Source organism: Aneurinibacillus sp. REN35 (assembly GCF_041379945.2).
Taxonomy (GTDB): Bacteria; Bacillota; Bacilli; order Aneurinibacillales; family Aneurinibacillaceae; genus Aneurinibacillus.
This window is the reverse complement of sequence record NZ_JBFTXJ020000005.1, coordinates 69,633-84,116: the sequence shown is the minus strand read 5'-3', so window position 1 is coordinate 84,116 and position 14,484 is coordinate 69,633. Positions and strand designations below refer to the sequence as shown.

At 45.8% G+C, this 14,484-nt stretch carries 15 protein-coding genes; 10 read left to right on the top strand and 5 right to left on the bottom strand.

Annotated features, from left to right (window positions below):
- Positions 1 to 89: 89 nt before the first annotated feature.
- On the top strand, positions 90 to 1,358 hold the full coding sequence (locus tag AB3351_RS11290; protein ID WP_371147251.1) for a glycosyltransferase: 1,269 nt from the start codon (positions 90 to 92) through the stop codon (positions 1,356 to 1,358).
- Entirely contained in the window at positions 1,300 to 2,037 is a 738-nt protein-coding gene (locus tag AB3351_RS11285; RefSeq protein ID WP_371147250.1) for an HAD-IIB family hydrolase, read from the top strand. Before AB3351_RS11290 ends, AB3351_RS11285 begins: the two co-directional genes overlap by 59 nt.
- 153 nt (positions 2,038 to 2,190) lie before the next feature.
- Here the strand turns inward: AB3351_RS11285 and AB3351_RS11280 are convergent, their stop codons facing one another.
- Entirely contained in the window at positions 2,191 to 2,379 is a 189-nt protein-coding gene (locus AB3351_RS11280; RefSeq protein ID WP_371147249.1) for a hypothetical protein, read from the bottom strand.
- A gap of 233 nt (positions 2,380 to 2,612) precedes the next feature.
- Positions 2,613 to 4,190 (bottom strand): phosphoenolpyruvate carboxykinase (ATP), encoded by a 1,578-nt coding sequence (pckA, locus tag AB3351_RS11275; protein ID WP_371147248.1) that lies wholly within the window; start codon positions 4,188 to 4,190, stop codon positions 2,613 to 2,615.
- Between the two features lie 440 nt (positions 4,191 to 4,630).
- On the opposite strand from pckA, the gene AB3351_RS11270 reads away from it, so the two are divergent.
- The 3 genes from AB3351_RS11270 to AB3351_RS11260 all read left to right on the top strand — a co-directional run bounded on the left by AB3351_RS11270 (position 4,631) and on the right by AB3351_RS11260 (position 7,507).
- A complete protein-coding gene (locus AB3351_RS11270) occupies positions 4,631 to 4,990 on the top strand; it encodes a hypothetical protein (RefSeq protein WP_371147247.1) in 360 nt (119 codons plus the stop codon).
- 91 nt (positions 4,991 to 5,081) lie between these two features.
- Positions 5,082 to 5,879 carry an alpha/beta hydrolase gene (locus tag AB3351_RS11265; protein ID WP_371147246.1) on the top strand — a complete coding sequence of 266 codons (798 nt, stop codon included), beginning with the start codon at positions 5,082 to 5,084 and terminating at the stop codon, positions 5,877 to 5,879.
- Positions 5,880 to 6,025: 146 nt separating this feature from the next.
- On the top strand, positions 6,026 to 7,507 hold the full coding sequence (locus AB3351_RS11260) for an LCP family protein (RefSeq protein ID WP_371147245.1): 1,482 nt from the start codon (positions 6,026 to 6,028) through the stop codon (positions 7,505 to 7,507).
- Between the two features lie 239 nt (positions 7,508 to 7,746).
- Here the strand turns inward: AB3351_RS11260 and typA are convergent, their stop codons facing one another.
- Positions 7,747 to 9,582: a translational GTPase TypA gene (typA, locus tag AB3351_RS11255; RefSeq protein WP_371147244.1), complete on the bottom strand. Its 1,836-nt coding sequence runs from the start codon at positions 9,580 to 9,582 to the stop codon at positions 7,747 to 7,749.
- A gap of 421 nt (positions 9,583 to 10,003) precedes the next feature.
- On the opposite strand from typA, the gene AB3351_RS11250 reads away from it, so the two are divergent.
- The 3 genes from AB3351_RS11250 to AB3351_RS11240 all read left to right on the top strand — a co-directional run bounded on the left by AB3351_RS11250 (position 10,004) and on the right by AB3351_RS11240 (position 12,217).
- A complete protein-coding gene (locus AB3351_RS11250; protein ID WP_371147243.1) occupies positions 10,004 to 10,447 on the top strand; it encodes a DUF441 domain-containing protein in 444 nt (147 codons plus the stop codon).
- 31 nt (positions 10,448 to 10,478) lie between these two features.
- Positions 10,479 to 11,435 carry a TIGR01212 family radical SAM protein gene (locus tag AB3351_RS11245; protein WP_371147242.1) on the top strand — a complete coding sequence of 319 codons (957 nt, stop codon included), beginning with the start codon at positions 10,479 to 10,481 and terminating at the stop codon, positions 11,433 to 11,435.
- 134 nt (positions 11,436 to 11,569) lie between these two features.
- Positions 11,570 to 12,217 (top strand): SDR family oxidoreductase, encoded by a 648-nt coding sequence (locus AB3351_RS11240; RefSeq protein WP_371147241.1) that lies wholly within the window; start codon positions 11,570 to 11,572, stop codon positions 12,215 to 12,217.
- Positions 12,218 to 12,272: 55 nt separating this feature from the next.
- Here AB3351_RS11240 and AB3351_RS11235 read toward each other — a convergent pair whose 3' ends face one another.
- Positions 12,273 to 12,788, bottom strand: coding sequence for a PCYCGC motif-containing (lipo)protein (locus tag AB3351_RS11235; protein WP_371147240.1), 516 nt, complete (start codon positions 12,786 to 12,788; stop codon positions 12,273 to 12,275).
- Positions 12,789 to 12,860: 72 nt separating this feature from the next.
- On the bottom strand, positions 12,861 to 13,220 hold the full coding sequence (locus tag AB3351_RS11230) for a hypothetical protein (RefSeq protein ID WP_371147239.1): 360 nt from the start codon (positions 13,218 to 13,220) through the stop codon (positions 12,861 to 12,863).
- A 98-nt stretch (positions 13,221 to 13,318) separates the two neighbouring features.
- Between AB3351_RS11230 and AB3351_RS11225 the strand changes: the two genes are divergently transcribed.
- Complete coding sequence (locus AB3351_RS11225; RefSeq protein ID WP_371147238.1) at positions 13,319 to 14,176, top strand: metallophosphoesterase; 858 nt, start codon at positions 13,319 to 13,321, stop codon at positions 14,174 to 14,176.
- Between the two features lie 110 nt (positions 14,177 to 14,286).
- A complete protein-coding gene (locus tag AB3351_RS11220) occupies positions 14,287 to 14,478 on the top strand; it encodes a twin-arginine translocase TatA/TatE family subunit (RefSeq protein WP_206249540.1) in 192 nt (63 codons plus the stop codon).
- Positions 14,479 to 14,484 lie beyond the last annotated feature (6 nt).

Genomic DNA, 14,484 nt, shown 5'->3' with positions numbered 1-14,484 from the left:
ATGTTTAACTTTTTTTTCCTAAGGGTAAAGATACTATTAGTGTGTTTACGTACGTACCATCTACACCGAGGAAAGGAGAGGAATAAGTAATGAAAAAGAAAATCCTATTCATTTCTGATCATGGAGATCCTTTAGCAAAACTAGGAGGAGTGCAGGCTGGTGGGCAGAACAATTATGTGCGTCAGTTGGCTTTAGCTCTAGAGAAGCAGGGGTCTAGAGTAGATGTGGTTACTCACTGGTGTGATACAGAGGCACCGCGTACAGAAACATTCGGGGAGCGCTGCCGGGTGATTCGTATAGCGGCAGGGTATAAAGGGTTTGTCTCTAAAAATGAAATGCACGATATGCTGCCGTCATTTTATACAGAGATGAAAAAGCTGCTTCCACTTCATACCTACGATATTGTTCATACACATTACTGGCTATCGGGTCTATTAGGGAAAAAGCTAGAAGAGGAATATGGGCTGCCGTTTGTCCATACTTCGCACTCGCTTGGTATTGCCAAAGAGAAGGCAACCGGAGTCCGGGATGAGATTCGCTTAGAAGCCGAACAGGAGATACTAAGTATTGCGAACGGTGTAATCGCCACAACCAATAACGAGCGGAATGTAATTCAAGAATTCGTTCCTTCGCCCGCACCCATTTCTGTTATTCCGATTGGCGTGGCACCCTCGTTCCAAACCCGCTACAATCGTCCTCAGTTGCGCAGACAGTTGGGATATAGAGGGCCGCTGCTTGTTTTTGCCGGCCGTCTAGAGGAAACGAAGGGGATCTATACTTTGCTTGAAGCATTTCGGATGCTGATGAGCCGTGATAGTACGCCGAAAGAAACGAAGCTTGTACTTGCTGGCGGGCAGGAGGAAGCAATTGATGCCAGCAGGCGTCTGCCGCTTGATAAAAAGCTGTTGCAAGCAGTAAGAGGAATTGAAGAGCATGTTGAATTTGTCGGTCCGAAATCACAGGAAGAACTGGCGCTCCTTTTTAATGCAGCGACTGCTACAATTGTTCCTTCTTTCTATGAATCGTTCGGTATGGTTGCCGCTGAAGCACAGGCATGCGGCAGTCCGGTTATCGCTTCCCGTGTGGGCGGCTTGCAAAATGTCGTGAATGACGGAGAGACAGGGCTTCTTGTAGAACCGAAAAGCCCGCAGGATGTATCGCTCGCAATGGAAGCACTTGTTACGAACGATCTCTTGACACAGCGTCTTGGGAAGCAGGCGACACGGTTAGCGAAACGTGATTATCAATGGCAGTCAATTTCGGAGCGAGTGGACAGCATGTATGAGGAGGTATTGGCGAATGCAACAGAGCGTGACGCATCTTTTGGCTACCGACTTGGACGGGACGCTGGTTGGTGATGAGCAGGCGTTAAGAGAGCTGCTTCATTATTACGAGGCGAAGCCATATGATGTAATGCTTATTTATAGCACAGGGCGACATCTGCATTCGGCACTTTCGCTCATTGAAGATGAAAGGCTTCCCCAGCCTGATCTGTTGATTACGGATGTTGGTACGGAAATCTATGCTGGGGCAGGCTTGCTCCGTGATGAAGAATGGCGGAAGCGGGTTGAAGCGCATTGGAAACCTGAAGAAATTGTCCAAATCGCAGCCGAGATACCGGGGCTTATCCCGCAGCAGCTCCCTGTAACCCACCGTCTATCTTATACTGTAGAGGAGCTGGATCCCACAAAAGTGCTGGCACGTCGTTTAAAGGAGCGGGAAGTCCCGCATAAACTAATCATAAGCAGCGGTCGTGATGTGGATGTACTGCCACCTGTCTGTGGAAAAGGAGAAGCGCTCCGTTATGTGATTGAATCACGCGGGCTGCACGAGGCTAACATATTGATTGCCGGTGATTCCGGTAACGACCATGAGATGCTTACGCTTGGCTATCCTTCGGTTATTGTCGGCAATGCCCAGGAAGAATTGTACAGGCTTGATGAGCATCCGCTGATCTTTCGAGCACAAAAAGCATGTGCCGGAGGTATTCATGAAGCATGGGAACACTTCTATGGTTATAAGGAAACGCCCTTATAAGTTCATTCCTCTCCAGATCTTTTGGAGAGGTTTTTTAGCGTGAAGCTTCAATCCTAAAACAAGATATGCAGGAGGCGGCTGTTTTAGGATAGACACACCGTAAAAAGAATAAATCTATACTTAAATTGTTAGAGAGAAATAAGAAAAGACGCCTTAGTGAAGCAAGGCGCCTTTTCCGTTATTGTGAATCGTGGCAGCGACAATCTCAAGAACATCGTGCCGGTTAAGAGCGTGCAAACCATCCCGTAGCACAATGGATACATTCAATTCTTCTTCTGTTAGTGCAAGTTGTACTTCGGGCATAACTGTTGTAATGATTTCTTCCAATGTTACAGTTTCCACGGACATCACCTCGTTCAATCAGTATTGGTCATACTTTAGAACAACGGACTTCTTGTATCCAGATGCTGCCGGGTAACGCTATGTGTCCGAGATGACCGGACAGGTAGTAAACATATTTATATTATACCACAATGTTACGAATTTATTCTCATGTACTAGACTTGAATGTGCATGTAAGAAAATAAACAGCAATAAAAGAAAAGCTCAGGGGAATATCCCTGAGCTTTAGACTATTATGCTTTTGGTGCTGCGCTTTTAATATTCTCCGGCATATCAGAGAATGTCTCAAAGTTTTTCACAAACAGGGAAGCAAGTTTTTTCGCCTGTACATCATATGCTTCCTTGTCTGCCCACGTATTGCGTGGATCAAGAATATCAGATGGAACACCCGGGCAGCTTTTTGGCATGAGAACACCGAAGACAGGATGCGCGGTGAATTCTTCTTTATCCAACTCATGATTTAGGGCAGCTGTAATCATAGCACGAGTATATGGTAGGTTCATACGCTTACCGACGCCGTATGGGCCGCCTGACCATCCTGTATTAACAAGGTACACTTGCGCATTGTGCTTATCAATTTTCTCACCAAGCATCTCTGCATATACACGTGGAGCAAGTGGCAAGAATGGTGCTCCGAAGCAAGTAGAGAATGTTGCTTCTGGCTCGGTTACACCGCGTTCTGTACCGGCAAGCTTACTTGTATATCCAGAGAGGAAGTGAAACATTGCCTGTTCTTTTGTTAATTTAGCGATCGGAGGCAGTACACCGAATGCATCTGCAGTCAGGAAAATCACCACGTTTGGATGACCGGCTACGCTTGGAATGAGCGCATTCGGAATGAAATCAAGCGGATACGCCGCACGTGTATTTTCTGTTAAGCTGTTATCATCATAATCAGCTACATGCGTTTTCTCATCAATCACTACGTTCTCAAGCACAGAACCGAATTTAATGGCATTAAAAATTTCAGGTTCTTTTTCAGCGGATAAATTAATACATTTTGCATAGCAGCCGCCTTCAATATTAAATACACCGTCATCAGACCAGCCATGCTCATCGTCACCGATCAGCTTTCGATCCGGGTCGGCCGATAGGGTAGTTTTACCTGTACCGGATAAACCGAAGAAGAGAGCGACATCGCCGTCTTTGCCCATATTGGCAGAGCAATGCATTGATAATACGTTCTGTTCAGGCAGTAAATAGTTCATCACGGAGAAGATGGATTTCTTCATCTCACCCGCATAGCGAGTACCACCAATAAGAACGACCTTTTTGGCGAAGTTCACAAGGATGAATGTCTCAGAATTTGTTCCGTGAATTTCAGGATTGGCTTCGAATGTTGGAGCGCTGATAATGGTAAACTGCGCATCATGTGTCTTTAATTCTTCTTCCGTTGGACGAATGAAGAGCTGATGAGCAAACAGGTTATGCCACGCAAATTCATTTACGACACGAATCGGCAGGCGGTAGCGTGTGTCAGCACCAGCAAATCCGTCAAATACAAGCAGTTCTTTTTCATCCAGGTAGTTAATTACATCTTGGTACAGCCGATCAAATTTTTCTTCAGAAATAGGTTGATTTACCGTACCCCAATCAACTTTATCGTGTACGGAAGGTTCATCTACAATAAATTTATCTTTTGGAGAACGTCCCGTGTATTTGCCTGTTTTTGCTGTGACTGCACCTGTCGAAGTCAGCTCGCTGCGTTTACGGAGAACCGCCATTTCTACAAGTTGTGCCACCGATAAATTAAAGTGTACATTCTCTCCTTTGAGAATATCCTTCAATTCTTTGTTCGTTTGTGTCTCCATGTTCCCTATCCTTTCCTGAGTTCTTTCCTCACACCGAAAGATTAGTATGTCACTTATACAGTGATTAGTATGACTTAATAATAGTATGCTTTGCTATGTTCTGCAACCTTTCCTTGCAAATTTCCTTAAAATTAAGGCGCAAAACCAAATGGGTGGAAGAAGCATATTAAGTATTGCATATAATGAAGAGAATAGAAATAGTATGCCCAAAAAGTATTATATCAATGAAATGTTAAGATAAAAGGGCAAAAGGGGAGAAAAAATCTAATTTCGATAGAATATTACAAAAAATGAGCTTGTTTTTCATTTTTCTCCCCATTTTTTTTATGATAGGATGGTCTTACAATTTAATAGGAGTCGTAGCCTGAATTTGTAGTTGGATACTTGCAAATTGTCGCCCCCAGTTCTTGTAAGCGTATAACAAGAAGGAGGAACGAAGAGTGCAAAGGAATAAAAAATTGTCAGGTGTTTCGAAACCGATGAGTCTGGTAGAAGAGATTTTTGGACAACAGGGTTTTCAACGTAAAGGCAGCCAAGAAGAGCCGGTATTTCGCATGAACATGCATGATACTTCCACCAGTCAAACGTATGCGTTGGAAATTCCATTTAGAGAAGAAAGAAATGGATCTGGGCGCTTTGCCCGTTTTGGAGAACCGTATGTTGCTGTAAGTTCATCTTCTACTATACGCAATGGAGGGACCGATGACTTTGTTCCGCGCTCTATTTCCTGGGCAGCAGAGAGTAAAGTGGCGGAGGTGGCCGATTACTTAGATACATCGTATCGCGCCGGTTATCTGTGAAGCTCGCAGCTCAGCAGCTTTTATGTATAATGAAGGGAAACCTCTCCTAGGTGGAGAGGTTTTTTTATTGTCGATTTCGGAGGGACTGACAATGGAAATATATCATGAAATATGGCCAGTAGATGAAGAGAGAGGGAGCATAGTAATTGTGCATGGTGCTGGCGAGTATTTTGTCCGCTATCATTGGTTGGTGCAGCAGTTGAATGAAGCGGGATATTCTGTATTTGGCGGAGACCTTCCTGGCTTGGGTCGCACAAAAGGCCGCAAAGGGCATATTGAGCGCTTTGAAGCGTATTATGCTGCGGTTGATACATGGATAGAGCGGGCAAGCAAGCGCAAGCGTCCGCTTTTTCTGTTGGGACACAGCATGGGCGGATTGATTGTGGCCCGTTATGCGGAAGCTGTACATCCTGATGTAGATGGAATTATTCTTTCTTCCCCGTGTTTTGGCCTTTCTCGAAACATCTCACCGGCATTAGAAGGGATCGCCTCCATATTAAATAGGATCACCCCCGCCTTTCGTCTCTCTGCTGGCATTAAGGCAGGGGATGTAAGTCGGGATCAGACTGTTACGCTTCGTTATACAGAAGATCCGCACATTACAACCAAAGTCAGCGTGCGTTGGTATAAAGAATTACAGAAAGCGATGCGTTTGGCAAAGGAAGAGATAGAGGATTATCCAGATGTGCCTACGCTTGTTATGCAGGCTGGAGCCGATCGCATTGTAAGTCCTACGACAACAAAATTATGGATGGATTCGCTTCCAATTTCTTGTAAACGGTATGTAGAATGGCCGGATTGCTATCATGAGATTTTCAACGAACCGGAGAAGAACGAGGTAATAAACACCCTTTTGCAATGGATGCAAACGGTCAAATTCGATGAATAAAGTTACAAAGAAAACACTTGCATAAACCAGAAAACTCGATTATCGTTGTTTTAGTTATAGGCAAAAAATAGGGGAACTTTTTACGTTCTTCAACGTCAAATAAGAGATTGCTAGTTTAGGAAAATCTGGAGGTGCGAGATTCCTATATGTCAGAGGAGTTATCTCGCCAAGCGAGCCGTGCCCGTAAAAAAGCTCGCAAAGCGAATAAGAAGCGAAAGTGGATCATTATTCTTGCAGTTATGTTGTTTATTATTGGCGGTTCAGCAACAGCCGCCTATTTAAAGACGCAAAGCTTCTTAAGTAGTATTCAAGAAGAAGCAGAGCCGCGCAAAGATTCCGGTGTAGCCAAAGCGGAGACCGCCTATGCGGCCGAGAAGCCCTTATCGCTTGTGCTGCTTGGTAAGGATACAAGAGGCGAGTATGGCGGAGGTCTGACGGATGTTATGATTATCATGACATTAAATCCGGATACGAAGAAAGTAACCATGCTATCCATCCCGCGCGATACCAGGGCTGTCATTCCGGGAGAATCCCACGATCAGAAAATTAATGCCGTATACAAGAGCGGTGAATTAATACGTGAGGAAGCCGAACAAAAAGGGCAGGAACCGGAAGAAACAGGGGTCTCGCTTGTTAAAAAGACATTAGAGAGTATATATGGTATTCCCATTGACAATTACGTGACGATTGACTTTGAAGGATTCCGTAAAGGCGTCGATGCCTTAGGAGGCGTCGAGGTCAATGTAGACCGTAAGCTTGTGTACAATGATCCGACAGACGGCACAAGCATTAACCTTAAACCGGGTCTGCAGGTATTGAATGGGAAGCAAGCGCTTGACTTCGTGCGCCATCGCCACGATGACCGTGGACTGAAATACTACTCTACGGACTATGAACGCAATGATCGGCAAGTGGCAGTCATTCAGGCCTCTATGGAAAAGATGAAGTCATTCTCAGGTCTGACGAATTTCTTTAAAGTAATGGATGCGGTCGGAGAGAATGTAAAAACGGACTTATCTATCGACCAGATGAAAGGCTTGGCTTCTACTTTCGGTAAACTAGACGGCGCCAATGTAGTCAAGTTAGATAACACCGATGCTTATTGGGATGCAAAAACAAGTCGCACGATTATTCCACAGGAGACGATGGATAAGAACCGTCTGGCTCTGCAGCAATCAATGGGGATTGATCCGACGACAGTGACGCGCTACAATGATTCTCCTTCCGGTGGACGCAGTCGTTCGGAGAAGACGCTTGATACATCTGATGTTAAGGATAAGAAGGAGAAAAGCAAGTCAGAGAAGAGCAGTAGTACGCGATCAAAGAAAGAAGAGCAGGATGATGAAGACACTTCGAAAAAAACGTCTACACATTCAAGCAAGAAAAAATCTGATGAGCAGAACGATAAAGAAAAATCAACTCAGACCAAAGAACGTAAACCATCTACAGATAGCGGTACGAAAGATAAAAAGGACAACGAGCTGCTTGACCCTGATAAATCGGTAAGTGAGAGTGTATCTACGGAAGATTCCAGCGGTAGCAAGCCAGCCGCACCGACGCCTCCAACAGCGCCAAAAGTGCCGGATGCGCCAAAATCACCGGATACGCAGGTAGAAACAAGCAAGTAATACACGTATAAGCAAGGAGCGGCATAGAACAGGATCTTCTATGCCGCTCCTTTTTATTCCGGCAGGGGGGCATTGATGGGGGTGCCGCCTCGTCGCTGTTTTTCATCGAAGTGCTTTATGTGTTCGCATACCAGCTCAAGCGGAGATAATGTCTTCATGGAACAACTCTTTATTATATGTATAAGAACACCCCTTTCCTATATAGGAAGAGGGGTGTTTTCGTTCATTATAGAAGGGTGTTATACATTTGCACCGAATTTCGCTTGCTTAGCTGCGCGTTCACGATCTGATTTCTTGAGGTGTTTTTTGCGCAGACGAATTGATTCCGGTGTGATCTCGCAATATTCGTCGTCGTCTAGGTACTCAAGGGCCTCTTCAAGCGACATGATACGAGGTGTTTTTAATTTTACTGTTTCATCCTTTGTTGCTGAACGTACGTTGGTTGCGTGTTTTTCTTTACAAATATTAACGACCAGATCATTATCACGGTTATGCTCGCCAACGATCATACCCTCATAAATCTCTGTGCCTGTGTTAACAAAGAGAATACCACGGTCTTCTACGCTTAGCATGCCATACATCGTAGCGGTACCGTCGATCATTGAGACGAGTACGCCGGCGCGACGGCCTCCGACTGAGCCTGGAACAACCGGTTTGTAGCTGTCAAAGGAATGGTTCAGGATGCCGTATCCGCGTGTCTGCGTCAAGAATTCGGTACGGTAGCCAATCAGGCCGCGTGATGGAATCAAGAATTCAAGGCGGACAGAGCCGAACCCGTTATTGACCATGTTAACCATCTCTGCTTTACGTGCGCCGAGTGATTCCATGATAGCCCCAGTGTATTCTTCAGGAATGTCGATAATCAAGCGTTCAGTCGGTTCTGACTTCACGCCGTCAATTTCCCGTACGATAACCTCTGGTTTGGATACTTGAAGTTCATACCCTTCTCGGCGCATATTTTCAATCAGAATAGATAAATGAAGCTCTCCGCGTCCGGATACCGTATATTGTTCCGGTGTTACTTCTTCAACGCGCAGGCTGACATCTGTCTCAAGCTCGGCCATTAGACGATCGCGTAATTTGCGGGAAGTGATATGCTTACCTTCACGTCCAGCGAACGGACTGTTGTTGACCAGGAAGGACATCTGCAGTGTCGGCTCATCAATTGTAAGAAGCGGAAGTGCGTCCGGTGTTTCCGTATCGGCGATTGTATCGCTGACATTGATGTCTTCTACACCTGCAATGGCTACAATATCGCCAGATTTTGCTTCGTCGATTTCAATGCGCTTTAAGCCGCTGAAGCCGAATAGTTTATTAATACGAACTTGCTTGATTGAGCCATCGCGCTTGATTTGTGCAACCGTATCACCACGGCGCAGTGTACCTCTGTGAATGCGGCCGATACCGATACGGCCCATGTATTCATTATAATCAAGCATGGTTACTTGAAGCTGTAGCGGCGCTTCGAAATCGCCACCCGGTCCTGGGATGTGTTCAATAATGGTATCGAATAGGGCTTGGAGGTCATTATCCTGCTTGTCCGGTTCGGTGCTTGCTGTACCATTGATACCGGAAGCGTAAATCACGGGGAATTCGAGCTGTTCTTCGGTCGCATCAAGATCAATGAACAGATCATATACTTCGTCTACCACTTCCGCCGGGCGGGCGTTTTCGCGGTCGATTTTGTTAATGACAAGAATTGGCGTTACTTTTTGTTCAAGCGCTTTTTTCAAAACGAAACGTGTCTGCGGCATACAACCTTCAAAAGCGTCTACCACGAGTAGCACGCCATCGACCATCTTCATAATACGCTCCACTTCACCGCCAAAGTCGGCGTGTCCAGGCGTATCCATGATGTTGATGGTAAAGTCTTTATAGTTTACCGCCGTATTTTTCGCGAGAATAGTAATACCGCGTTCTCTTTCTAAATCGTTTGAATCCATCATCCGTTCCTGCACTTGTTCATTGGCGCGGAATGTACCGGCTTGGATCAACATTTTATCAACCAGAGTTGTTTTACCGTGGTCAACGTGGGCAATAATCGCAATGTTGCGCAAATCGCTGCGTAAATTCATAAAGAATAAAAGCTCCTTTCAAATTCCCCGTATCTGCGGGGCGTTGCGTGCAAGGTTCATTATATCATGCACCTTTTGAATTATAAAACTGCGCAACGATACAATCATAATGCTTTTTGCCTGTCTTCGGCAAGAGTTAATCGATAGAAAAAAAAGACCTTCCGGTCGCAACCGGAAGGCAAGGAGGTTAGAGTGTATAACCTGGGGGGTTCACTACATAGCATACGGGAGAAGATGCAGAAAGGTTTCAACTGTTTTCACATAAGTAAACATAATTTTTTCTATGCCTTTATTTATAAAAGGAGTATACTAATGAAATAATTGTGAAGCTGACACGGATAAAGAAAAAAATTGTGAAGGGCGCGTCTAACACAAGAGAGATGGATGCTGTCCTTTTTGGTTTGGAGGGGTGTAAAGATATATGGATACGATTATTATTCTTGCTGTCATTATCGTACTGGGTCTCATCTCAAAAAATGTCGCTGTGTGGGTTGCGGCGGCCGGCTTGATGCTGCTTAAGCTTTTGCCGTGGGATGCACCGCTGCAGTGGACGAATCAGTATGGACTTAAGATCGGTATTGCCGTCCTGACTATGGGTGTGCTGGCTCCGATTGCTCTTGGTAAGATTACAACTATTAATCTGCTTGATACGCTGCGGAGCGGTCTTGGAATTGCCGCGATTCTTGTAGGACTTGGCGTTGCGTATCTTGGTGGTCGCGGCACAGGACTGCTTACGGCACAGCCTCATATCGTTACGGGGTTGTTAATCGGCACGATTCTTGGAGTGGCACTCTTTCGAGGGGTACCGGTCGGACCGCTTATCGCCGCGGGTATATTGGCTTTGTTTGCGGATGCGCTAAAGTAAGCTATACTGAACGCATGGAGGTTGACACGTAATGAATCAAGTAAAGCAAGCGAGCGCTTCATTATTATGGGGCGATAAACGATATCATACATGGAACTATCATCTGCGTCAGCAGTTCGGAGAGAAAATATTTAAAGTAATGCTTGATGCGGGATTTACCTGCCCGAATCGGGATGGTACGATCGCAACAGGAGGCTGTACATTCTGCAGCGCGAGGGGTTCCGGCGATTTTGCAGGCTGGCGCCGTGATGATCTGATCACACAATTCAATGAAGTGAAGGAACGTCAGCACAAAAAGTGGCCGAATGCCAAATACATTGGCTACTTTCAAGCTTATAGCAATACGTATGCACCGGTGGATGTGTTGCGGGATTATTATGAAGTCATTCTCGAACAAGAGGGAGTCGTCGGGCTGTCCATCGCCACAAGGCCGGATTGTCTGCCGGATGACGTCATAGAGCTGCTTGCTGAGCTGAATCAGAGAACGTATCTTTGGGTAGAACTTGGCTTGCAGACGATCCATGAATCGACCTCGGAATTGATTAACCGAGCGCATGATACGGCCTGTTATTACGAAGCGGTCGAGAAGCTGCGTAAGCATGGTATTCGAGTATGTTCCCATATTATTTTTGGCTTGCCTGGTGAAACAGAAGAGATGATGATGGATACGGCGCGTGCGGTAGCTAAAATGGACGTACAGGGCATCAAGATTCATCTGCTGCATTTGCTGCGCAAGACGCCGATGGTCAAGCAGTATGAAGCCGGTCTTCTGGAATTTATGGAGCAGGATCAGTACATTCGATTAATCGCAGACGCATTGGAGAGTCTGCCGCCGGAGATGGTTGTACACCGCTTAACTGGTGATGGCCCGCCTGATTTGTTGATCGGTCCTATGTGGAGCAGGAAGAAGTGGGAAGTGTTAAATGCGATTGATGCCGAATTAAAACGGCGGGATACGTGGCAGGGAAAGAAATATATGCGTAATTAATTAAAAGGAGTCCGCTTGCTGCCATAGTCTGCACAAGCCGGACTTTTTTGTTTTATGCAGAAGATGAGCACGTTTCACCTGTAAGGAAAAGAGGGAAGAGAGAGGAGTACGTTGCGAGAAAGGGGCTTGATAAAGTGAAAGTATTGGTTGTAGGCGCACATGGAAAGACCGGGCGTCATATTGTGAAGCTGCTTGCAAAAAGCGAACAGCATAAGGTGCGAGCTATGATCCGAGAGGAGAAGCAGACTGACGCGCTTGAGAAGCTGGGCGCAGAAGAGATCGTTTTTGCTGATCTTGAAAAGGACATCTCCTATGCGGTAGATGGCTGCGATGCCATTATTTTTGCGGCGGGTTCCGGCTCGCAAACCGGACCGGATAAGACCGAGCTTGTGGACCACCTTGGAGCGATTAAAATGATCGAAGAGGGTGAAAAGCAGGCGATCCAACGTTATATTCAGCTCAGTTCCATGTTTGCAGATGATCCAGAAAGCGGTCCGAATGCGATTCATCACTATTTGGTTGCCAAACAAAAGTCTGATGAACGATTACAGAGCAGCACGCTAAATTATACGATTGTACGGCCTGGCGGCTTGCTTGATGACCATGGTAGCGGCCGTGTGCAGGCCGAGGAAAAAATTAAGAACTCCGCTGTCCGGACGATTTCCCGTGAAGATGTCGCGCGGACAATAGTGGCTGCCTTGGATACCGATCATACGTCTCGCCGTACATTTGAGCTGTTAAGCGGAGAGACGCCGATTGAAGAAGCACTTCGTCAACTGTAAAAAGAATCGTGTATTTGAAGAAAAGCCTCCGGCATTATATCCGGAGGCTTTGTGTTTATGCTGTTGGCATCGGAGTAGGTGTTGGCTTTGCAAAGCCTTCTTTATATTTATTGTCGATATACTTACGAATATCGAGCAGGCTCTTGCCCTCCTGCTTCATTACGATGGACTCGGCTGCGATATTCATACAGTTGGCGCAGGTAGTCCCATGTGAATTCCAGACGATTTTGCCGTCCGGCTTGACTTCATTAATGAAACAGTCAAGGTTGCTTTTATGTCCTACACTGTCACCGCAGCCGCAATAGCAGGCCATATGCTCAATCACCGTATGATTGTATCCGACAGCCTGGTATACTTTAGCGACCTGCGGATCAAAGTTTTTAAGGAAGGATGGAAGCTGGTCACGCCCAGCAGTTGTTTCAAGTATATCACCGCCTGCGAGCTGCTCCTGATGCGCCTGTGTTCCGCCATGTGCCGCCTCTTCCTTTGAAGAACATCCGCTAAGCCCTGCTCCTAGCACCAGAAGCGAGGCAGCGGCAGCGAAAAACCATTTTTTTGTGCGAATCTTCATGAGTATATGAGACCTCCGTTTAGTATGGAAATAACTCCGAAGTATAAAAGCTTCCTCTTTATTATAAAAGAATTAATTGGTAAATCGTGTGACGAATTGTTCCCATTCTTCGTCAGTATCTGTATTCATAATCTCATCATATACTTCCATGAGCCATCCATCCTCATCACGAGGCTCGGCGAGAGAGTTACCCGTCATCATCTGAGCGGCCCGGTTATCATTACGCCATTTCCTTTGATACATTGCGAGAAGAGGGAGGATCGCTTCACGGAGCAGCGCTGTTTCCGCAAGCGGATCGCGCTCTACTCTTGCTTCGTATGCTTCAAAGTATTCTTCTTGTGTCATAGGCTGGCTTTCGGTCTGAAGCGGCTCTCCGAGAAATACGGCATGCCTTGCTTTATTAAGCAGGTGTCGAATTTGTTTGGTATCCATGGAAAACCTCCATTATTTTCTAATTATCTCTTGCAAAGAACTTTTACCTATAGTAGCGTATTTTGCAGAAATATGCGACCGAAAAAGGAAGTGAATGTGTGGGAGAAAAAAAGATGAATCGCCGCAGCTTTATGAAGCGTTTGGCTGCCGGAATTGGAGGTGTAATGCTATGTGCCGGGATTGATGCCTTTTTTGTGGAACGGCATATGCTGCGCAAAAAAGAAATTGCTGTTCCGCTTGCCCGTTTGCCGGATGTGTTCGCGGGGTTTCGGATTGCACATTTTTCTGATACCCACATCGGACACGGTTTTGTAGCGGCGGATTTGGAACCTCTTATTAAAGAGATAAACAAAGCGGGTCCGGATTTGATCGCATTTACTGGAGATTTGTTTGATAATGGGATGGAAGAAGTGGAGCAGACCATCCAACAATTGAAGCGTCTTTATGCACCATACGGAAAGTATGCCGTACTTGGCAACCACGATGTAAGGGGGAGGGCTGACACAGATCGAATCATTAAAGCGTATGTAGAAGCGGGCTTTACTCCACTTGTCAATGAGCGCGTGCGGATACAACATAAGGCATCGGAAGACGTTTTAACAGTAGTTGGGCTGGATGATCATTGGCGCGCGCCGGATTGGGAGGCGGCATGCGGTGGAATAGATATAGAGGCATGCACCATCGCACTGGTCCATGAACCGGATCTGGCCGATAGAGCCGAACAGTATGGTGTAGCCCTGCAGTTATCGGGTCATAGTCACGGCGGACAGGTACGTCTTCCATTCATAGGTGGACTTCTATATCCTCCGTATGCACGGAAATATCCAGATGGCCTGCAGTATACGGAAAACGGGAGAATGCTCGTTCATACGTCGCGGGGAATTGGGACAACGATTTTGCCGATTCGATTCCTATGTGTGCCGGAATGGTATATCCTAACGTTGAACAAGTCATGATAATAAAAACCGGTTCAAGAATTTGTGACAATTAAATCAAGTATTTTGTGGTTTTTTTCCAGAATTCGTTTATAATAACCTTATGAATTCCTGTAAAGGAGAGACATATTATGTTTTCAAACATCGGATTTCCTGGTCTTATTCTGATTCTTGTGATTGCGCTTATCGTATTTGGACCGAAGAAGCTTCCTGAGATCGGCCGTGCTATGGGACAAACCTTAAAAGAATTCAAGAACTCCACACGTGAACTTACTTCTGATGACGACGATGATAAGAAACCGGCGCTAAAAGAAATAAAATAAACGAAG